Source organism: Frankia tisae (genome assembly GCF_025403405.1).
Lineage (GTDB): Bacteria > Actinomycetota > Actinomycetes > Frankiales > Frankiaceae > Frankia > Frankia tisai.
The window spans coordinates 1-20,338 of sequence record NZ_JANEZT010000075.1 but is presented as its reverse complement, the minus strand read 5'-3'; the positions used below and the strand labels follow the sequence as shown (position 1 = coordinate 20,338).

Here is a 20,338-nt window from a genome sequence, read left to right as displayed (position 1 = left end):
AGTGTGTATAAGAGACAGGGCCTGGTGGATGCGGGATGTGCTGTTCGGCGCCGCGGCGGGAGTTCCGGTGCGGGGTTTCGCACGGCGGTACGGCGTTGCGGTGAGGGGTCCAGCCGTCCTGGGTTCGCCCTGTACGGCTAGCAGCTCACGCCGACACTTCCCCCTCCGCTTCCACAGGCACGATCCTGCTCAGCGGCCCCGCCTTCCGGAGCGCCTTCCGAATCGCGACCAGTTCGGACATCGGCCGGTCCACAAGCAGCGGCTGCGGCGAACGGCGTCTCGTCGCCCGAATCAGCGCCTTCGCCTCATCCACCGTCAGATCAGGCCGAACCTCAAGGACCACCTTCGTCGTCGACGGCCACCGCAACGCGGTGGTCAGCAGCAGCGTGCCCCGCGGCTCATCCGGATCAGTCGACGGCGGTGGAAGCTGGAGAAGTCTTTTCGGTTCCCGCGGCAGAACCGGGGATCGCTCCGGTCGCGGCCTCTGCGCCGCAGGTCTTGGCGTCGAAGTCGCCGCCGGCCGCCGCACCGGCTGCGCCCGCGCTTTGAACAAGGTGCCACAGGCCAGGCATTTGATCCGCTTCGGCGCGGCGAGCGCCCCGGCGGCACCGCCGACGCCGAGGGTAGCTACCCCGGCGATACCGATCCCGGCCTTGGCCTTGAAACTCCGTTTCGCCCTGAACGACACTGACCCGCACTTTGGGCAGCGGACCTGCCCGTCTTCGTCGAGAACGCCCTGTTTCATCGTGAACCCCCCAAGTCGGAGGGGATCCTAGCGTCGACGGTCGCGCAGTGTCCGCAGGTATGTCCGGTTGACGACGCTGCAGATCAGGCGGCGCGGGTGACGATCAGGGACGGGGCGACTGGCTTCATCGGGACGTCCTCGCCGAGCTGGGCGAACCGGGCCTCGATCGCCTTCCCGTCCTTGACGGTCTTCGTGGTCGGCTTCCGTGCGACTTCCCACCCGCCGTACACGCCGTCCGCCACGTGGTCGAGGGTCGCCTTCGCGAGCTTCTTCCACGCTTCGGCCTGCCGGGCCATTGCGGCGGCGCGGTGGTAGAGGGCTGCGGCGGCGGCGATGTGCCCGTCGGGTCCGTAGGCGGCGGCCGGGCGGAACCGGGTCTTCGCGATGTTGTCCTCGCGGGTCGCGATGTACGCGGCGACCGAGTCGGCGCTGATGCCGCCGGCGAGGCGGGCCAGGCGGCCGGCATGCACATACCGACGGATGGTGGCGGGCTGGACTTCGAGGACGTCGGCGGCGGTGTCGATCGAGATGGTGTGGTCGGCGGCCGGGGGGACCTCGACGGGGCGGCTGGTGCTGGTGGCGGTGTCCGCGGTGATGGTCATCTTCTGCCCCCTGGCGGTCCGGTGTTCCGACAGGACCTAACCTAGTAGCGATGCGCTACTAGGTACATGGGTGGGGGACAACAGTTCAACAACGTAGCGGGCCGCTACCATGTTCGGATGGCTGACAACCCCGACGACCTACTCGGCTACGCCGACATCGTCACCCTCACCGAACAGCGCGGAACGCCGATCAAACGGAACAGCCTCCGCGCGCTCCGCGCCACCCACCGCATGCCCGAACCCGACGACCTCACCTTCCCCGACCGGCCCCGCTGGCGCCGCGCCACGATCACCACCTGGCTCGACAACCGGCCAGGGAAGGGCACCCGCACCGACCTGCGACCCAAGTCGGCAGACAGCGGGGTAACCGACGCTTAGGGCGGACCAACCTGCGGGTTCCGGGTCTTTCGGGGGTGGCCCAGCACGGGGCCGCCGCGCCGGCCGGCCGGCGGTGAGACGGCCGAGCCGGGTGAGACGGGCATTCGTCCGCTGTGGGCTACACATCTGCACGAGGAAGCCCTACAGGCATCGTCCGGCCAACCACCCCGGCCCGGCATTCAAGATCGGACACCGCGGGACATCCGGCACCGCATCACGCCATCCCGCACCAACCGTCAGACCCGCGCCACCCGAGCGGGGGAGCGTGCTCGGCATGCCAATCAAATTCGATGGGACGATCGAAGGACTCACCACCTCCGGACTCTTCAGCCGAAGCCGCGAGGTCTTCGCGAAGGTAGACCCGAACAGTCTCGAAGGCACCGACGCCGCCCTCTACGCCCTTGCCGGTGGCGTTCTGGCCATCGCATCACATCTGATCAAGATCGAGGGCTTCGAGCAGATTCCAGACATCTTGAGGCGCCTCTACCAGATCGAGTTGGACGAGTTCCAGCGGCGGCAGCGCGGCTGACCGCCCGCTACCGGAGGTGGGACCGGCGGGACCGTGCCTGACGTCACCAGCCGCGGGCCCGCCACTCGGCGAGATGAGGCCGCTCGGCGCCTATGGTCGAGTCGAAGCCGTGGCCCGGGTAGATCCACGTCGTGTCGGGCAGGGGGCCGAACACCTTCTCTTCGAGGCCGTCGATCAGGCTTCGGAACTCATCCGGATTTGTTGTCCGGCCAGGACCGCCGGGGAACAGGCAGTCGCCGGTGAACAGGTGCGGGGCAGCGGGGTCGGCATCGTAAAGCAGCGCGATGGAGCCGGGGGTGTGGCCGACCAGGTGGATCGCCCGCAGGGTCGCCCGGCCGACGGTGATCTCATCACCGTCGTGGACAACCCGGGCGGTCGGCACCGGGATCTTCGGGGCGTCCTCGGCGTGGGCGACGGTGGTCGCGCCGGTGGCGGCCACCACGTCGGCGAGTGCCTGCACGTGGTCGCCGTGCCGGTGGCTGGTGACGATCGTGGCGAGGCCCGCGTCGCCGACCAGTCGCAGCAGCGTGTCGGCCTCGTTCGCGGCGTCGATGAGAAGCTGCTCCCCGGTGACGGGGCAGCGCAGCAGGTAGGCGTTGTTGTCCGCTGGGCCGACCGCGACCTTGGTCACCGTCAGGCCGGGCAGGGCCCGGGTGTCCGCCGGGCCGCCGACGGTGACCTTCCCGGTGTAGCCGCTGGTGGTGGTCGCGTTGGCCTCGTCGCCGTGGGCGTTGCTCATGGGTGGTTCCCTCTCCGGGCAGGCGGCTGGGTCTGGTCGGGCGTCGCGTCCGCCTGAGGTGCTTGTCGGCGCTCCGTGGGTCACCGACGCCGCGGCCCGGCGTGAGACCACGCCGGGTACGGAACACCCGTTCCAGGCAGGTCGTTACCTTTCGTCAGGTGTCGGCCGTGCCGCCGACTCGGGGGCGGGTGCCCGCCGGACGGCGTCGGCGACCGGCCATGGAAAAACTGTCGGTCCCCATCCGTAGCATGGCCACACTCGCCCAGGTCCGATTTTCCGGAAGATCATGAGGGATCGACGATGGCCGACCGTCTTGTCGTGCGCGGTGCCCGTGAGCACAACCTCCGCGACGTCGATCTCGACCTGCCCCGCGACGGGCTGATCGTCTTCACCGGCATGTCGGGGTCCGGCAAGTCCAGCCTCGCGTTCGACACCATCTTCGCCGAGGGGCAGCGGCGCTACGTGGAGTCGCTGTCGGCCTACGCCCGCCAGTTCCTCGGCCAGATGGACAAGCCCGACGTGGACTTCATCGAGGGGCTGTCGCCGGCGGTCTCCATCGACCAGAAGTCGACCTCGCGCAACCCCCGCTCCACCGTCGGCACCATCACCGAGGTCTACGATTACCTGCGGCTGCTGTTCGCGCGCGCCGGCCGGCCGCACTGTCCGAAATGCGGGCGGCCGATCTCCCGGCAGACCCCGCAGCAGATCGTCGACCGGCTGCTGGAGCTGCCCGAGGGCACCCGCTTCCAGGTCCTCGCGCCGGTGGTCCGCGGGCGCAAGGGCGAGTACCTCGACCTGTTCGCCGAGCTGCAGAGCTCCGGGTTCGCCCGGGCCCGCGTCGACGGCGACGTCGTGGCGCTCACCGACGTGCCGAAGCTGGAGAAGCAGCGCAAGCACACGATCGAGGTCGTGGTCGACCGGCTGGCGGCCAAGGAGTCGGCCAAGCGGCGCCTGACCGACTCGGTGGAGACGGCGCTGCGCCTGGGCGGCGGCCTGGTCCTCGTCGACTTCGTCGACCGGCCCGCCGACGACCCCGAGCGTGAGCGGATGTACTCCGAGCACCTCGCCTGCCTCTATGACGACCTGTCCTTCGAGGAGCTCGAACCACGTTCGTTCTCGTTCAACTCGCCCTACGGCGCCTGCCCCGACTGCAGCGGCATCGGCACCCGCAAGGAGGTCGACCCGGAGCTTGTCGTGCCCGATCCGACGCTCTCCCTGGCTCAGGGAGCCGTGGCGCCGTGGGCCGGCGGGCACAACAAGGAGTACTTCGAGCGGCTGCTCAGCGCCCTCGCCGAGGACCTCAGCTTCCGGATGGACACCCCCTGGGAGGGGCTGCCGGAGCGGGCCCGCAAGGCAGTGCTGCACGGCAGCGGCGAGACCGAGATCCACGTCGGCTACACCAACCGCTACGGCCGCAAGCGCTCGTACTACACCTCGTTCGAGGGGGTCATCGGCTTCATCGGCCGCCGCCACCGGGAGGCCGAGTCGGACAGCAGCCGGGAGCGGTACGAGGGCTACATGCGTGACGTGCCCTGCCCGTCCTGCCGCGGTGCCCGGCTCAAGCCCGAGTCACTGGCGGTGACGGTCGGCGGCCGGTCCATCGCCGAGGTCGCGGGCATGGCGATCGGCGAGTGCGCCGGGTTCCTGAGTGGGCTGGAACTCAGCGAGCGGGAGCAGGCGATCGCCGGGCGGGTGCTCAAGGAGGTCGACGCGCGGCTGACGTTCCTGCTCGACGTCGGGCTCGACTACCTCTCCCTCGACCGTGCCGCCGGCACCCTGGCCGGCGGGGAGGCACAGCGCATCCGGCTGGCCACCCAGATCGGCTCCGGCCTCGTCGGGGTGCTCTACGTGCTCGACGAGCCGTCGATCGGGCTGCACCAGCGGGACAACCGCCGGCTCATCCAGACCCTGGTGCGGCTGCGTGACCTCGGCAACACGCTCATCGTCGTCGAGCACGACGAGGACACCATCCGAGCCTCCGACTGGGTGGTCGACATCGGCCCCGGTGCGGGTGAGCACGGCGGGCGGGTCGTCGTCTCCGGGCCGGTGGCGGAGCTGCTCGCCTCCGAGGAGTCGATCACCGGCGCCTACCTCTCCGGGCGGCGCCAGATCCCGGTGCCCGACATCCGCCGGGTGCCGACGAAGGGCCGGGCGCTGACCGTGCACGCCGCCCGCGAACACAACCTCCGCGACGTCACGGTCTCGTTCCCGCTGGGCTGCTTCGTGGCCGTCACCGGGGTGTCCGGGTCGGGTAAGTCCACCCTCGTCAACGACATCCTCGCCGCCGTGCTGGCGAACAAGCTCAACGGCGCCCGCGAGGTACCCGGCCGGCATCGGACGGTCAGCGGCCTCGATCATCTCGACAAGGCGGTCCGGGTCGACCAGTCGCCGATCGGCCGCACCCCGCGGTCCAACCCGGCCACCTACACCGGTGTCTTCGACCACATCCGCCGGCTGTTCGCGGAGACCACCGAGGCGAAGGTCCGCGGGTACCTGCCGGGCCGGTTCTCGTTCAACGTCAAGGGCGGCCGGTGCGAGGCGTGCTCCGGCGACGGCACGATCAAGATCGAGATGAACTTCCTGCCGGACGTGTACGTGCCGTGCGAGGTCTGCCACGGCGCCCGGTACAACCGGGAGACCCTCGAGGTGCACTACAAGAGCCGCAACATCGCCGAGATTCTCGACATGCCGATCGAGGAGGCGGCCGAGTTCTTCGCCGCGGTGCCGGCGATCGCACGTCACCTGCGCACGCTCAACGACGTCGGGCTCGGCTACGTCCGCCTCGGCCAGTCCGCGCCGACGCTGTCCGGCGGTGAGGCGCAGCGGGTCAAGCTCGCCTCCGAGCTGCAACGGCGCTCCACCGGACGGACCGTCTACGTCCTCGACGAGCCGACGACCGGGCTGCACTTCGAGGACATCCGCAAACTGCTCGGCGTGCTCGGCCGGCTCGTCGACGCCGGCAACACGGTCATCGTCATCGAGCACAACCTCGACGTGATCAAAACGGCGGACTGGATCATCGACATGGGCCCGGAGGGCGGCACCGGCGGCGGGCGGGTCGTCGCCCAGGGTTCGCCCGAGGCCGTTGCCGCCGTCGAGGAAAGTCACACCGCGGTCTTCCTACGGGAGATCCTCGGCGGCCGGGTCCCGGCCATCGGCGGGGAGACGGCCGAAGCCGGCGGCGGGGGAGGCGGCCGGCCGCGCCGGCTTGCACAGGCGGCGGCCCGCTGAGGGTCGCGCCTACGGCCCGGCGGGCCGTAGGGCAAGCGCGAGGTCAGTTCTGGAAGTCGCTCGAGGTCAGTTCTGGAACAGGTTCGCCAGGACGGTGTCCAACTCCTGCTCGGTGTGCTCCTGGCCGGTCGGCACCAGCCGTTCGGTGCGGTCCAGGAAACTGCGCAGCGACGACGTCGCGAGGACCACGACGGAGTGGCGCTTCCCGTCGACGAGGTCCAGCCGGACGCCGCCCTGCGCGGGGTCCGGGCCGATCCGCACGTCGCCGTCGCCGGTCGCCGTCTCCAGGCCGGCGCGCAGCGCGTCGCGGGGCGCCACCCAGCTGCCCTGAGGCAGCGCAGGGTGCTCCGGCCTGGACACCAGGGTCATGGACACGGCCAACGGATCGCACGCGCGCCAGCAGATCTGGAACACCGTCACCCGCCCACGGCTGGCCGCGTCGTCCACGAGGAACTCCGCCGTGACGTCCTCACCAAGCACGTGCTGGCTCCCTCGGTTCGCTTGCCCGATGTGTCGAGGGTCGCAGCCCCCCGCGCCGGGCGCCAGCGGGGGCACCCGAAACAACGGAAAGTCCCGCATTAATCACCGTCGGCTGGAGATTCTGTCGCCTCCTGTCACCCACCTGCCCCGCCTTGAGGGAGCCCGCCGATGAGGCCGTACGCTATGCGTGATGAAATGGTTACGTGCAGGCGCTGCTCGTGCGGGATGATGGTCGCCGTAGGCTCGGTTCATGGCTGATCCGGCGTCCTACCGGCCCGCGCCGGGCTCGATCCCCGAGACCCCCGGTGTCTACCGCTTCCGCGACGAGCACGGCCGTGTGCTCTACGTGGGCAAGGCCAAGAACCTTCGGGCCCGGCTGGCCAACTACTTCGCCGATCTGCACACGCTCCACCCGCGTACCCAGCACATGGTCCAGGCGGCCGACGCCGTCGACTGGACCGTGGTCGCCACGGAGGTCGAAGCCCTCCAGCTCGAGTACACGTGGATCAAGGAGTTCGATCCGCGCTTCAACGTCCGCTACCGCGACGACAAGAGCTACCCGAGTCTCGCGGTGACCCTCCACGAGGAGTACCCGCGTCTGCAGGTCATGCGGGGACCGAAGCGCAAGGGCGTGCGGTACTTCGGTCCGTACGCCCACGCCTGGGCGATCCGGGAGACCCTGGACCTGCTGCTGCGCGTCTTCCCGGCGCGCACCTGCTCGGCGGGGGTGTTCAAGCGGGCCGGGCAGGTCGGCCGGCCGTGCCTGCTCGGCTACATCGACCGCTGCTCGGCGCCCTGCGTCGGCCGGGTGGACGCCGAGACCCACCGGGAGATCGTCGACGACTTCTGTGACTTCATGTCCGGGCAGACCGGCCGCTACCTGCGCCGCCTCGAGCAGCAGATGCAGCAGGCGGCCTCGGCCCAGGAGTACGAGCGGGCCGCGCGGCTGCGCGACGACGCCGGCGCCCTGCGGCGTGCCATCGAGAAGCAGGCCGTCGTCCTGCCCGACGGCACCGACGCCGACGTGATCGCCTTCGCCGAGGACGAGCTGGAGGCCGCGGTCGCGATCTTCTACGTCCGCGGCGGGCGGGTGCGCGGGCAACGCGGCTGGGTGGTCGACAGGCTTGACGAGGTGACCACGGCCGACCTCGTCGAGCAGTTCCTCACCCAGGAGTACCTGGAGGGCACGTCGCTCACCGCCGCGGGCACCGTCGCCGCGCGGGACGGGGCCGCCGGCGAGGCCGCCCCCGGCGATGGCGGCGAGCCGCCGGCCGGGCGGGAGACCTCGGGCCGGGCGGGAGGCCCCACGCCGCCGGCCCGTTCACCACGCACCGACCCGCAGGGCGCGGGCATCCCGCGCGAGATCCTCGTGCCCACTCTGCCCGCGGACGCGGACGCCGTGGCCGAGCTGCTCGGCGCCGCCCGCGGGGGGCGGGTCGAGGTCCGGGTGCCCCGCCGGGGCGACAAGCGCACCCTCATGGAGACCGTGGAGCGCAACGCCCGCCAGGCGCTGGCGTTGCATCGCATGAAGCGGGCCAGCGATCTGACCGCCCGCAGCCGGGCGCTCGCCGAGCTGCAGGAGGCCCTGGAGCTGCCGGACGCGCCGCTGCGCATCGAGTGCTACGACGTGTCGAACATCCAGGGCACCAACGTGGTCGCGAGCATGGTCGTCTTCGAGGACGGGTTGGCGCGCAAGTCGGAGTACCGTCGGTTCTCCATCCGCGGCGGCGCGGGCGGCGCCGGCCACGAGCACGGGCGGGCGGACGCCGGGCAGGACGACGTCGCCAGCATGTACGAGACCATCCACCGGCGGTTCTCCCGCTACCTCGCCGAGCGAGCCCGCACCGGGGAGCTCGCCGACATCGCCGACCCCGCGGCCGACCCCGCGGTGGACGGTCCCACCGGCCGCCCGCGCAGGTTCGCCTACCCGCCGAATCTCGTCGTCGTCGACGGTGGCCCGCCGCAGGTCGCCGCGGCCGCCCGTGCCCTCGACGAGCTGGGCATCGACATCGGGCCCGGCGGGGTGGCGTTGTGCGGGCTCGCGAAGCGGCTGGAGGAGGTCTGGCTGCCCGATTCGGCGGAGCCGGTGATTCTGCCTCGCACCTCCGAGGCGCTGTACCTGTTGCAGCGGGTCCGGGACGAGGCGCACCGCTTCGCCATCAGCTACCACCGCCAGAAACGATCCGCCGCGATGGTGGCCTCCGCGCTCGACGACGTGCCGGGCCTCGGGGAAACCCGGCGCAGGGCGCTGCTGCGGCAGTTCGGCTCCGTGGCGAAGGTGCGGGCGGCGAGTGCCGAGCAGATCGCCGAGGTTCCCGGCATCGGGCCGCGTACCGCCGCGGCCATCCTCGCGGCGCTCGGCCGGTCCGCGCCGGGGACCGCCGCCGCGCCCGCGCCCGCCGTCGACCCCCGCACCGGTGAGATCCTCGACGAGGCGCTACCTTCGGCCCCGGCGGACCCTGACCCGGCGCGGACCGCACCGGCGCTCGCGGCGGCCGATCCCGCCGCTACGGTGCGCCACGTGCACCATGCCGACTCGGGAAGGGCGTCATGACCACCCCGACCCTCGACCTCGCCATCATCACGGGCCTGTCCGGCGCGGGCCGTAGCACCGCGGCCAAGTGCCTGGAGGACCTCGGCTGGTTCGTCGTCGACAACCTGCCACCCGCGCTGCTGGCCACCATGGCGGAGCTCGGCCACCGCTCCGGGGGCGCGGTCAGCCGGATCGCCGTGGTCGTGGACGTCCGCGGCCGGGCGTTCTTCTCCGACCTGCGGGCCGCGATCGCGGCGCTGGACGCCCGCGGTATGCATCCGCGGATGCTCTTCCTCGAGGCCAGTGACGACGCGCTCATCCGGCGGTTCGACCACGTCCGCCGGCCACATCCGTTGCAGGGCGAAGAGCGGGTCGTCGACGGCATCGGCCGGGAACGGGCGCTGCTCGCCGAGCTGCGCGGCGAGGCCGACCTCGTCCTCGACACCACGGATCTGAACGTCCACGAGCTGCGGTCGAAGATCGACGCGGCGTTCGGGCAGCCGGATGCGAACCGGCTCAACGCGACCGTGGTGTCGTTCGGGTACAAGTACGGGCTGCCGCTGGACGCCGACCTCGTCGCCGACTGCCGGTTTCTGCCCAACCCGCACTGGGTGGAGGAGCTGCGCCCCTACACCGGGCGGGATCCGCAGGTGCGCAGCTACGTCCTCGCCCAACCCGGGGCGCAGGAGTTCCTCGACCAGTACGCGGCTCTGCTGCGCCTGGTCGGGGAGGGCTACGCGCGTGAGGGCAAGCGTTACCTGACCCTCGCCGTCGGTTGCACCGGCGGCAAGCACCGCAGCGTGGCGATGGCCGAGCAGCTCGGCGCGCGACTGGCCGCCGACGGCGTCGGCGTCCGGGTCGTGCACCGCGATCTGGGACGGGAGTGAACGTGGCGGAGTCCGTCGACCCACCCGGTCCCGGCCGTGAGCCCCGGGCCGCGCAGGCCACCGACGCCGGGCGGCAGCCGGCGGTCGTCGCCTTCGGCGGTGGCCACGGGCTCGCCGCCTCGTTGGCCGCGCTGCGCCAGCTCACCTCGGCGCTCACCGCGGTGGTGACCGTCGGCGACGACGGCGGCTCGTCGGGGCGGCTGCGCGCGGAGTTCGGCGCGCTGCCCATGGGCGACCTGCGGATGGCGCTGGCCGCGCTCGCCGGCCCGGACGGCCCGCCCGCGACCTGGGCGGAACTCTTCCAGCACCGGTTCGCCGGTTCCGGACCGCTGGCCGGGCACGCGGTGGGGAACCTGGTGCTGATCGGGCTGGCCGAGCGCACCGGCTCCCCGGTGGCCGCGCTCGACCTCGCCGCCGGCCTGCTCGGGGCGAGGGGCCGGGTGCTGCCGCTGTCCACGGCGGGGATCGACATCGTCGCCGACGTCATCGGGCTGGACCCGGCCGCACCTGGGGCGGTGACCGAGGTACGCGGGCAGGCCGCGGTGGCCACCACGTCGGGGCGGGTGGCCGGCGTGCGGCTGGCGCCGGCGGAACCGGCGGCCTGCGCGGAGGCGGTGGCGGCGGCCCACGCGGCCGACTGGCTCGTCCTCGGCCCGGGTTCGCTCTACACGAGCATGCTGCCGCACCTGCTGGTGCCCGGGATGCGGCGGGCGATCACTACCACGCGGGCGCGCACGCTGATGGTCCTCAATCTGGCCGCCCAGCCGGGGGAGACCGCCGGGTACACCCCGCAGGCCCACCTCGACGCCCTGCGCCGGCATGTGCCCAGCCTGCATCTGGACGTCGTGATCGCCGATCCGAGCGCCGTGCCCGAGCCCGACCCGCTCGCGCGGGCCGCGGCGGATCTCGGCGCCCGGCTGTATCTGGCGCCGGTGCGGGTGCCCGGCGCACCCGTGCACGACCCAGCCCGCCTCGCCGCAGCCTTCCGCGCAGTATTCGGGATGGTCGAGCGGGTCGGGACGGTCGAGCAGGCCGGGAGGGGCGAGCAGGTCGAGCGCGTCGGGACGGTCGAGCGCGTCGGGACGGTTGAGCGGGTCGGGACGGTCGAGCAGGCCGCGGCACCCGGGGGCAGGTCGGCGACGGCGGCGTCGCCGGCCGTCCGCACCGGACCGTCCACACCCCCTGCCCCGTCGGCTCCGCGGGCGTCGTCCGCGGGGGGCAGCCGGCGGCCGCTCACGAAATACCCATCGTCCGGCGACACCGTTCGCCGGACCCCGTTCGGTGAAGCCAAGGAGTGATCGGTGTGGCGGCGATGACGGCCACCGTCAAGGATGAACTGAGTCGGCTACGGGTCGCGAAGCCCTGTTGCCGGCGGGCCGAGATGGCAGCCCTGCTGCGTTTCGGTGGGGGGCTGCACATCGTCGGGGGCCGCATCGTGGTGGAGGCGGAGCTCGATACGGGCGCGACCGCGCGCCGGTTGCGCCGGGAGGTCGCCGAGGTCTTCGGCTTTCCGTCCACGGTGGCGGTGCTCGCCGCCGGCGGGCTGCGCCGGTCGGTGCGGTACATCGTGCGGGTCGAACGCGACGGTGAGCAGCTTGCCCGCTCGACGGGGCTGCTCGACCAGCGTGGCCGGCCCGTGCGCGGGCTGCCGCCACAGGTCGTCACGGGCTCGGCCTGCGACGCGGCCGCGGCCTGGCGGGGCGCGTTCCTCGCCCACGGGTCGCTGACGGAACCGGGCCGGTCCTGCTCGCTGGAGGTGACCTCGCCCGGTCCGGAGGCGGCGCTGGCGCTGGTCGGGGCGGCGCGGCGGCTCGGTGTGCAGGCCAAGAGCCGCGACGTGCGTGGGGTCGACCGGGTGGTCATCCGGGACGGGGACGCCATCGGCGCGCTGCTGACCAAGATCGGTGCGCACGACAGCCTGATGGCCTGGGAGGAGCGGCGGATGCGCCGCGAGGTCCGGGCGACGGCGAACCGCCTGGCGAACTTCGACGACGCCAACCTGCGCCGGTCGGCCCGCGCCGCGGTCGCGGCCGGGGCACGGGTGCAGGCGGCGATGCGTATCCTCGGCGACGATGCGCCCGAGCACCTGCTCGCCGCGGGCCGGCTGCGTCTGGAGCACGCCCAGGCGTCGCTGGAGGAGCTGGGCGCGCTCGCCGACCCGCCGCTGACCAAGGATGCCGTCGCCGGGCGGATCCGGCGGTTGCTGGCGCTTGCGGACAAGCGGGCGAACTCTCTCGGCATCCCCAACACCGAGGCAAGCGTGTCACCGGATCTGCTGGAGAACGCCTGAGTGCTGCCAATGCGTCATCTGGTCGATTCTGGGCATTTCGCTAGTTAGATCATCGCTATTCCTGATATAGGCGCCCGTTGGTGGCGGTGCGTGCCGAGGTCGGCCCGACGATGCCCGATCGTCCGTGGAATAATCGGGGGGTAGCACCATCGGGATCGCACACAGGGGACGGTGCAGGCCTCGCGCCGCGGGGGTGCCCGAACGGTGGGGCGGCTCGGATGGTGTGGCAGGCAATCGCGGGACGTGCCTGGCCCGGGGGGTCGGGCGGGGAGCGGCGGGAACCTCCGGATGCGGAGCATCGTCATGACCGGGTGGGAGCAGGTCCCCGACGGGTGCGCGGCCTCGTGTGAGGAGACCAACACCGCACGGTTCGGATTACCGCCGATGATGTGCGAACTCGTTAGGCTCCTGCCTCGACAACGAGATACCGAACTTCGGTCCTGACGCAAGCGGCGTCATGACTGTGGAAACGACGAGACAAGACGGTAGGGGAGTTCTGGACGTGGCTACGCGGGTGGGTGTCAACGGCTTCGGGCGGATCGGCCGTAACTTCTGGCGGGCGCTTGCAGCGAGCAAGCGGAACGACCTCGAGATCGTCGCCGTCAACGACCTGACCGACAACAAGACCCTCGCGCACCTTCTCAAGTACGACACCACCCTGGGCACGCTGGCCGCTCCGGTCAGCGTCGTCGAGGAGGGCATCCGGGTCGGCGATACCCTGATCAAGGTCCTCGCCGAGCGTGACCCGGCCGCGCTGCCGTGGGGCGAGCTGGGCGTGGACATCGTCATCGAGTCCACCGGCCGGTTCACCAAGGCCGCCGACGCGGGCAAGCACATCAAGGCGGGTGCCAAGAAGGTCATCATCTCGGCCCCGGCGAAGGACGAGGACATCACCATCGTCGTGGGCGTGAACGACGACGCCTACGACCCGGCGAAGCACCACATCCTGTCCAACGCCTCCTGCACCACGAACTGCGTGGCGCCGATGGCCAAGGTCCTCGACGAGGCGTTCGGCATCAGCCAGGGCCTCATGACCACCATCCACGCCTACACCAACGACCAGGTCATCCTGGACTTCCCGCACGAGGACCTGCGCCGGGCCCGGGCGGCGGCACAGAACATCATCCCGACGACCACCGGTGCCGCCAAGGCCACCGCGCTGGTCCTGCCGCACCTCAAGGGCAAGCTCGACGGCCTGGCCATGCGGGTGCCGGTGCTCGACGGTTCTGTCACCGACCTGGTCGCCACGCTGAACAAGCCGGCCACCAAGGAGGAGGTCAACGCGGCGTTCAGGGCGGCGGCCGAGGGCCCGCTCAAGGGCTACCTGGTCTACACCGAGGACCCGATCGTCTCCTCCGACATCGTGAACACCCCGGCGTCCTGCACCTTCGACTCGCTGCTGACGATGTCCGCCGGCAACCAGGTCAAGGTCATCGGCTGGTACGACAACGAGTGGGGCTACTCCAACCGGCTGGTCGACCTGACCGCCCTGGTCGGCGCCCGCCTCTAGCGCGGTTGTAGCACCAGGCGCCGTTCCGGCCGGGGCCGCTGTCCGCGGTCCCGGCCGTCGTGGTTGCCGCATCGCCCCGTCTCCCATCCCCGGTCTCGAGCCCAATGGAGTAACCAAGAGTGAGGACGATCGACGACCTGCAGGTCGCCGGGCACCGCGTCCTGGTCCGCAGTGACCTGAACGTGCCGCTGGACCGTTCGGGCGACACCCCGCGCATCACCGACGACGGCCGGGTCCGAGCCAGTGTCCCGACGATCGCCGCGTTGCTGGACCGCGGCGCGCGGGTGATCGTGACCTCCCATCTGGGCCGCCCCAAGGGCGAGCCCGACCCCAAGTACTCGCTGGAGCCGGTTGCGGCCCGGCTGAGTGAACTGCTCGGCCGGCCGGTGGCCTTCGCCGGCGACGGCACCGGTGACATCGCGGGCGCCCGCGCGCACGAGGTCGTCGCGGGTCTCGGCGACGGCGAGGTGGCGCTGCTGGAGAACCTGCGCTTCACGCCGGGGGAGACCAGCAAGGACGCCGTGACCCGGGCGTCGTTCGCGGACGCGCTGTCCGCCCTGGCCGAGTTCTACGTCGGCGACGCCTTCGGTGCGGTCCACCGGGCCCACGCCAGCGTCGTCGACGTGCCCAAGCGGCTACCGCACGCCGCCGGCCGGCTGGTGCTCACCGAGCTCGACGTGCTGCGCCGCCTCAGCGCCGACCCCGCCCGCCCTTATGCGGTGGTCCTCGGTGGCTCGAAGGTGTCGGACAAGCTCGGGGTCATCCGCGCCCTGCTGCCCAAGGTCGACGCGCTGCTCGTCGGCGGCGGCATGTGCTTCACCTTCCTGGCGGCACTCGGGTACGGCGTCGGGGGCTCCCTGCTCGAGTCCGAGATGATCGACACCTGCAAGGCGCTGCTCGCCGAGGGCGGGGACCGGATCGTGCTGCCGACCGACATCGTCGTCGCCGACCGCTTTGCCGCCGACGCCCAGACGGCGGTCGTCGCCGCCGACGGCATCGCGGACGGCTGGCTCGGCCTGGACATCGGCCCGGAGTCCACGGCACTGTTCGCCGGGCGGCTCGCCGGCGCCGCCACCGTGTTCTGGAACGGTCCGATGGGCGTGTTCGAGCTCGCGCCGTTCGCCGCCGGCACCCGTGGGGTCGCCGAGGCGATCGCCGCCGGGGACGGCTTCTCCGTGGTGGGCGGCGGGGACTCCGCCGCCGCCGTGCGCACGCTCGGCATCCCCGAGGACGCCTTCAGCCACATCTCCACCGGCGGTGGAGCGAGCCTGGAGTACCTCGAGGGCAAGACGCTGCCCGGCCTCGCGGCGCTCGATGTCTGAGACCGTCTCGATGGCTGAGACCGGTGGCCGGTGATGGCGCCGCTGGGCCGGGGACGATCCGTTCGGGGTACCGAGAAGGGTAAGAACCGCGTGAGCAAGGACAAGGGCACCGGGCGGCGCACGCTGGTGGCCGGCAACTGGAAGATGAACCTCAACCACCTCGAGGCCATCGCGCTGGTGCAGAAGATCGCCTTCGATCTCAAGCCCGCGGAGCTCGAGACCGTCGAGGTCGTCGTCCTCCCGCCGTTCACCGACCTGCGCAGCGTCCAGACGCTGGTCGACGGCGACAAGCTCGCCCTGGGCTACGGCGGGCAGGACCTCTCCCCGCACGGCTCGGGCGCGCACACCGGTGACATCAGCGGGCCGCTGCTGGCCAAGCTCGGCTGCTCCTACGTCGTCGTCGGCCATTCCGAGCGCCGCGCCGACCACCACGAGGACGACGCCCAGGTCGCCGCGAAGGCGAAGGCGGCCTACGCCGCCGGGATCACGCCGATCCTGTGCGTCGGCGAAGTCGAGGAGATCCGCGCGGCCGGCACCCACGTCGAGCACGTGCTGGGCCAGCTCGCCGGGTCCCTCGCCGGGATCACCGCCGAGCAGGCCGCGACGATCGTCATCGCCTACGAGCCGGTGTGGGCGATCGGCACCGGCCGCACGGCGTCCGCCCAGGACGCCCAGGACATGTGCGCCGCCGTGCGCGGGCAGCTCGCCCGGCTCTACGGCGACGAGGTGGCCGCGGGCATTCGCGTGCTCTACGGCGGTTCGGTGAAGGCGGCGAACGCCGGCGAGCTGTTCACCATGCCCGACGTCGACGGCGGGCTCGTCGGCGGGGCCAGCCTCGTCGCCGAGGAGTTCGTCGGCATCGTGCGCAGCGGCCCGCCCGTCTGAGACAGCCCGAACGGAGAGCCCGGTCGGGTGTGACCCTGACCGGGCTCTTGCCATCTCCGGCCCCGCCGCCGGGCCTGTCCGCGCATCGCCCGACGCGGACCAGGTGCGTCACCGCGGCCGGCGTGTCGGGGTGCGGTATCTTGGCGGGACCGTCGAAAGATGGTCAGACGGGGCCGGTCTGTACGCCGCTGCCCGCCGTATACCCCGGCCACCCACCGGCCCTCGCGGTGCCGGTTTCCACGGGGGTCTCGCTGGCACGAGCGGATATTGTTGCCTGGCGACGTGCCGATACCGCTTGACCCCTGACGGTTGCCGGATTCATGCACGTCGCTGAAGGGTGCAGGAGGTGTGCAGGGCCGTGGAGCCTCCACTGTCGCGGCGGCGAGTCGGGCGCGGGCGTCCTGCCGCCTCCCCGAGGAGCAGGAGCTGGTCTGAATGACGGTCGGTCTGTCGATCGCCTTGATCATCGCGAGTATTCTGATGATCCTGCTCGTCTTGTTGCACCGGGCCAAGGGCGGCGGTCTGTCCACCCTGTTCGGCGGAGGCGTGTCCTCGTCGCTCGGTGGTTCCTCCGTCGTGGAGAAGAACCTCGACCGGCTGACCGTCCTGGTCGGAACCGTCTGGTTCGTCTGCATCATCGGTCTCGGTCTGCTGCTGAAGAATTGAACGCCCCGCGTGCCCGCCGCCGTCCCCGCAGGCCGGCGGCGTTTCGACTCGCGGCGCTTGCCGCCGTTCTCACCGTCGTCGCCGCGGCCTGCAGCGGCGGTTCCGGCGACTCCGGCCGCCTCGCCGCCCCCAGCCCCACCCCGACGGTCGCCGCCACGACCCCACCGGCGGCCAAGCCCGGGGGCACCCTGCGCATCGTCACCCAGACGATGCCCAGCGGGGACCCTGGCTGGGCCGACCAGCCCGGTGAACGGGCCGTCGCCCGGCTTGTCACCCGCCAGCTCTACAGCTACCCGACCGACGCTGATCCCGCGAGGTCGACGGTCCCGCGGCCCGACCTGGCCACCGGGGCGCCGATCGTCACCGAGAACGGTCTGGTCTACACCGTCCGGCTGCGCTCGGCGGCCCGCTGGGACACCCCGAATCAGCGGCGGATCACGGCCAACGACGTCGCCCGCGGCATCAAGCGGCTGTGCGTGCCGCCGGACCCCTCGCCGCTGCGCGGCTACTTCGCCGCGACGGTTGTCGGCTTCCGCGAGTTCTGCACCGAGCTCGCGGCGATCCCGGTCGGGGACGCCGCCGCCTTCGTCGAAAGCAACACCGTCGAGGGGGTGGAGATCGTCGGCGATGACACCGTCGCGTTCCATCTGCTCGCCCCGGTGAACGACTTCGTCGACGTGCTGGCTCTGCCCGCTGCGTCGCCGGTGCCGCTGGAGGCGCTGGCCTACCCGCCCGACTCGCCCGAGTACCTGCACAACCTGGTCTCCGACGGGCCCTACCGGTTCACCATCGCCCCCGACGACGATGCCACCGCGGGCTACCGGCTGGCCCGCAACCCGTCGTGGAGCGCCTCCTCGGACGGTATCCGCCGGGCGCTGCCCGACCACATCACGATCACCGACGGGCTGTCCCCCGAGGCGATGCAGCAGCAGCTCGAGCGCGGCGACGCGGATGTGTCGCTGGACGGCGAGCTGCCGATCGGACGGGCCGCGGAGCTCGCGAAGGCCCAGGACCCGCGTCTCGTCGTCGACCCGGTGGGTTCCACTCTGGCGCTGACGGTCGGCCTCGACGGGCCGTCCGCGGCCGCCCTGCGCGAGCCGGTCATCCGCCAGGCGCTGCCCTACTGCATCGACCGGGTGAGCCTGGCCGCGGCGCTCGGCGGCCCCGAGTTCGCCGCCGCCACGGGTGGGCTGATGCAGGAGCCGATGACGGGTTACCACGACGCCGACCCCTTCCCGAGCCCCGCGGGCCTGGGCGATCCGGCCCGCTGCAGGGAGGCGCTCAGCCAGACCCCCGGCGGTCCCGTCACGGCGCTGTCGGTGCTCACCACGGACAGCGCCACCGACGCGGCGGTCGCCGAGGCGCTGCGGACGTCGTTCGCCCGCGCCGGGGTCCGCCTCGACGTCCGGATCCGCACCGGTGCCAGGTTCGCCACGGCGGCGGTCCATCCCGCCGACCAGTTCTGGGACCTGGCGCTGTCCACGATCACGCCGGCATGGTTCGGCGACGCCGGGCGCACGGTCTTCCAGCCGCTGCTGGACGACCAGTGGCTCGGCCCGCGCCCCGCCGACGGCGGTTACCGCGACCCGAACGCCACACGTCAGCTCGAGGACGCTCTGCGGGCCACGACGGAGACGACCGCGGCGGCCTCCTGGGGGGCGCTGGAGCAGACGGTCGTCGGCAGCGCCGCGGTGATCCCGCTGGCGGTCGTGCACACCCCGGTGTTCCACAGCGCGGGCGTCACGACGTTCGAGATCGTCCCCTCGATCGGCACGGCCGATCCGTCCGCGGTGTCGCTCGGATCCGGATGACACCCGACCCGTCCATGATCGTCCAGGCTGTGCATGGCCGGGTCGGGGTGGTCGGTGCATCCACGTTGGGCCCTGGCGGCCTACACTCCCCCCAGGACGTACCCGGAGGGACAACCGGGGGGAGTAGTCGGGAACGTCATGCTTGCGGAACCGGCTGTCGGTTCCCGCGGTGGAGCACACCGCGGTTCCACCGCAGCGGATTCCGGGCTACCACCCATGGGACGAGACGAAGGAGCACGCGGGCCGTGGCAGGTGGCAACGCCATCCGGGGGAGCCGGGTCGGGGCTGGACCGATGGGAGAGGCGGAGCGGGGCGAAACCGCGCCCCGCCAGCGCATCTCCTTCTGGTGCGCCAACGCGCACGAGACGAGACCGTCGTTCGCTGCGGACGCGGCCATCCCCGACACGTGGGACTGTCCGAGCTGTGGCTTTCCGGCGGGGCGGGACCGGGACAACACCCCGGCCCCGCCGCGGACCGAGCCGTACAAGACCCATCTCGCCTACGTCCGGGAGCGGCGTAACGAGAAGGACGGCGAGGCGATCCTCGCGGAAGCGCTCGCCAAGCTGCGGGGCGCCCCCTAGGCTTCTGCGCGCGGGAGGGGCTCGGTCGGGCCCTGCGGGGCGGGGGTCCTGCCGGGCCCACCGCCGAGGATGATGCGCTGTGACTGTGGATGATGTCGGCGCCGGTCGGCTGGTCGCGGAGCGCTACCGGCTGGCCGAATGGCTGGGCGCCGGCGGGATGGGCACCGTCTGGCGGGCGTACGACGAGGTGCTGCGGGTCGACGTCGCGGTCAAGGAGATCCGGTTCCCGGCCGACCTCGACGACGCCGAGCGGGCCGGCCAGGTCGACACGGCGATGCGGGAGGCCCGCAACGCCGCCCGGCTGCGGGGCAATCCGCACGTCGTGACCGTCCACGACGCCGTCGAGCAGGACGGCCTGCCGTGGATCGTGATGGATTACGTGCCCGCCGCCACCCTCGCCGCCACCGTCGAACAGCGCGGGCCGCTGTCGGCGGAGCACGCCGCCCAGGTGGGCCTCGCCGTCCTCGACGCTCTCGTCGCCGGCAAGCGGCTCGGCGTGCTGCACCGCGACGTCAAGCCGTCCAACATCCTGTTGGCCCACGACGGCCGGGTGCTGCTCACCGACTTCGGCATCGCCACGCACGTCTCCGACCCGACGCTCACCGGTGGTCTCGGCAGCGGGGGAACTCCCGCCTACATGGCCCCCGAGCGGCTGCTCGGCGGTGCGGCGACTCTGTCCGGCGACCTGTTCGCGCTCGGCGCCACCCTGTATCTCGCGGTCGAAGGCGTCTCCCCGTTCCAGCGGGAGAACGTGCCGCTGACCGTCGGCGCGGTGGTGCACGCCGACCCGCCCGATTTCACCCGAGCCGGGCCGCTGGTTCCCGCGATCATGGGACTGCTGGCCAAGAGCCCGGCGAGGCGTCTGCGCCCGGACGGTGCCCACGCCCTGCTCACCCGGGCGTTGTCCGCCTCCGCGCGGGCGCGCCCGGAGGCTGGCGGGCGCCGCCGGGTTGCGGGCGGGGTGGCCGCAGCGGTCCCGGTGGCCCGCAGCGGTACGGCGGGGGGCAACCCGGCGAGTCGGCTGGTGGGCGGCGGCCCGGGGGAGACCGCGACCGGCCAACGGACGGGCCGGCCGGCCACCGGAGGGGGGCCCGCGACGCCGGTGTCCCTGGTGGCGTCGGTGCGGCGTCCCCCGGACGGCGGCGAATC

The 20,338-nt window shown here is 72.2% G+C and carries 18 protein-coding genes; 14 read left to right on the top strand and 4 right to left on the bottom strand.

Annotated features, from left to right (window positions below):
* Positions 1–145: 145 nt before the first annotated feature.
* Both NBZ85_RS09960 and NBZ85_RS09955 read right to left on the bottom strand, forming a co-directional pair.
* Positions 146–688 carry a hypothetical protein gene (locus tag NBZ85_RS09960; protein WP_261561838.1) on the bottom strand — a complete coding sequence of 181 codons (543 nt, stop codon included), beginning with the start codon at positions 686–688 and terminating at the stop codon, positions 146–148.
* Positions 689–828: 140 nt separating this feature from the next.
* Positions 829–1,347, bottom strand: coding sequence for a hypothetical protein (locus tag NBZ85_RS09955; RefSeq protein WP_261561837.1), 519 nt, complete (start codon positions 1,345–1,347; stop codon positions 829–831).
* 117 nt (positions 1,348–1,464) lie between these two features.
* On the opposite strand from NBZ85_RS09955, the gene NBZ85_RS09950 reads away from it, so the two are divergent.
* Entirely contained in the window at positions 1,465–1,725 is a 261-nt protein-coding gene (locus NBZ85_RS09950) for a MarR family transcriptional regulator (RefSeq protein ID WP_261561836.1), read from the top strand.
* A gap of 274 nt (positions 1,726–1,999) precedes the next feature.
* Positions 2,000–2,254, top strand: coding sequence for a hypothetical protein (locus tag NBZ85_RS09945; protein WP_261561835.1), 255 nt, complete (start codon positions 2,000–2,002; stop codon positions 2,252–2,254).
* A 43-nt stretch (positions 2,255–2,297) separates the two neighbouring features.
* Here NBZ85_RS09945 and NBZ85_RS09940 read toward each other — a convergent pair whose 3' ends face one another.
* Positions 2,298–2,993, bottom strand: coding sequence for an MBL fold metallo-hydrolase (locus tag NBZ85_RS09940; protein WP_261561834.1), 696 nt, complete (start codon positions 2,991–2,993; stop codon positions 2,298–2,300).
* 300 nt (positions 2,994–3,293) lie between these two features.
* Between NBZ85_RS09940 and uvrA the strand changes: the two genes are divergently transcribed.
* A complete protein-coding gene (gene uvrA, locus NBZ85_RS09935) occupies positions 3,294–6,224 on the top strand; it encodes an excinuclease ABC subunit UvrA (protein ID WP_261556331.1) in 2,931 nt (976 codons plus the stop codon).
* Positions 6,225–6,290: 66 nt separating this feature from the next.
* Here the strand turns inward: uvrA and NBZ85_RS09930 are convergent, their stop codons facing one another.
* The gene (locus NBZ85_RS09930) at positions 6,291–6,704 is read right to left on the bottom strand and encodes an SsgA family sporulation/cell division regulator (protein ID WP_261556332.1); all 414 of its coding nucleotides are present in this window, start codon (positions 6,702–6,704) and stop codon (positions 6,291–6,293) included.
* Positions 6,705–6,954: 250 nt separating this feature from the next.
* Between NBZ85_RS09930 and uvrC the strand changes: the two genes are divergently transcribed.
* From uvrC to NBZ85_RS09875, 11 genes are all read left to right on the top strand, one after another.
* A complete protein-coding gene (gene uvrC / locus NBZ85_RS09925; RefSeq protein WP_261561833.1) occupies positions 6,955–9,258 on the top strand; it encodes an excinuclease ABC subunit UvrC in 2,304 nt (767 codons plus the stop codon).
* Entirely contained in the window at positions 9,255–10,124 is an 870-nt protein-coding gene (gene rapZ, locus NBZ85_RS09920) for an RNase adapter RapZ (RefSeq protein ID WP_261556334.1), read from the top strand. The genes uvrC and rapZ overlap by 4 nt, the downstream gene beginning before the upstream one ends.
* Positions 10,125–10,126: 2 nt before the next feature.
* Complete coding sequence (locus tag NBZ85_RS09915) at positions 10,127–11,422, top strand: gluconeogenesis factor YvcK family protein (RefSeq protein WP_261556335.1); 1,296 nt, start codon at positions 10,127–10,129, stop codon at positions 11,420–11,422.
* 5 nt (positions 11,423–11,427) lie between these two features.
* Positions 11,428–12,414, top strand: a complete 987-nt coding sequence (gene whiA / locus NBZ85_RS09910; protein ID WP_136447078.1) for a DNA-binding protein WhiA — start codon at positions 11,428–11,430, stop codon at positions 12,412–12,414.
* 502 nt (positions 12,415–12,916) lie between these two features.
* Entirely contained in the window at positions 12,917–13,924 is a 1,008-nt protein-coding gene (gene gap, locus NBZ85_RS09905; protein WP_261556336.1) for a type I glyceraldehyde-3-phosphate dehydrogenase, read from the top strand.
* Positions 13,925–14,043: 119 nt separating this feature from the next.
* Entirely contained in the window at positions 14,044–15,246 is a 1,203-nt protein-coding gene (locus tag NBZ85_RS09900) for a phosphoglycerate kinase (protein WP_261556337.1), read from the top strand.
* A gap of 33 nt (positions 15,247–15,279) precedes the next feature.
* Complete coding sequence (gene tpiA, locus NBZ85_RS09895; protein ID WP_261556339.1) at positions 15,280–16,131, top strand: triose-phosphate isomerase; 852 nt, start codon at positions 15,280–15,282, stop codon at positions 16,129–16,131.
* Positions 16,132–16,566: 435 nt separating this feature from the next.
* Positions 16,567–16,797, top strand: a complete 231-nt coding sequence (gene secG / locus NBZ85_RS09890; RefSeq protein WP_011605700.1) for a preprotein translocase subunit SecG — start codon at positions 16,567–16,569, stop codon at positions 16,795–16,797.
* On the top strand, positions 16,794–18,608 hold the full coding sequence (locus NBZ85_RS09885; RefSeq protein WP_261561832.1) for an ABC transporter substrate-binding protein: 1,815 nt from the start codon (positions 16,794–16,796) through the stop codon (positions 18,606–18,608). Before secG ends, NBZ85_RS09885 begins: the two co-directional genes overlap by 4 nt.
* A gap of 245 nt (positions 18,609–18,853) precedes the next feature.
* Positions 18,854–19,189 carry an RNA polymerase-binding protein RbpA gene (locus NBZ85_RS09880; RefSeq protein WP_009399449.1) on the top strand — a complete coding sequence of 112 codons (336 nt, stop codon included), beginning with the start codon at positions 18,854–18,856 and terminating at the stop codon, positions 19,187–19,189.
* A 79-nt stretch (positions 19,190–19,268) separates the two neighbouring features.
* Positions 19,269–20,338 (top strand): serine/threonine-protein kinase (locus tag NBZ85_RS09875; RefSeq protein ID WP_261561831.1); only part of this gene is annotated, 1,070 nt, incomplete at its 3' end.

Coding starts and splice junctions, on each gene's coding strand:
- NBZ85_RS09955 (WP_261561837.1), bottom strand. CDS start 1,347: ATGACCATCACCGCGGACACCGCCACCAGCACCAGCCGCCCCGTCGAG.
- NBZ85_RS09950 (WP_261561836.1), top strand. CDS start 1,465: ATGGCTGACAACCCCGACGACCTACTCGGCTACGCCGACATCGTCACC.
- NBZ85_RS09945 (WP_261561835.1), top strand. CDS start 2,000: ATGCCAATCAAATTCGATGGGACGATCGAAGGACTCACCACCTCCGGA.
- NBZ85_RS09940 (WP_261561834.1), bottom strand. CDS start 2,993: ATGAGCAACGCCCACGGCGACGAGGCCAACGCGACCACCACCAGCGGC.
- uvrA (WP_261556331.1), top strand. CDS start 3,294: ATGGCCGACCGTCTTGTCGTGCGCGGTGCCCGTGAGCACAACCTCCGC.
- uvrC (WP_261561833.1), top strand. CDS start 6,955: ATGGCTGATCCGGCGTCCTACCGGCCCGCGCCGGGCTCGATCCCCGAG.
- rapZ (WP_261556334.1), top strand. CDS start 9,255: ATGACCACCCCGACCCTCGACCTCGCCATCATCACGGGCCTGTCCGGC.
- tpiA (WP_261556339.1), top strand. CDS start 15,280: ATGGCGCCGCTGGGCCGGGGACGATCCGTTCGGGGTACCGAGAAGGGT.
- secG (WP_011605700.1), top strand. CDS start 16,567: ATGACGGTCGGTCTGTCGATCGCCTTGATCATCGCGAGTATTCTGATG.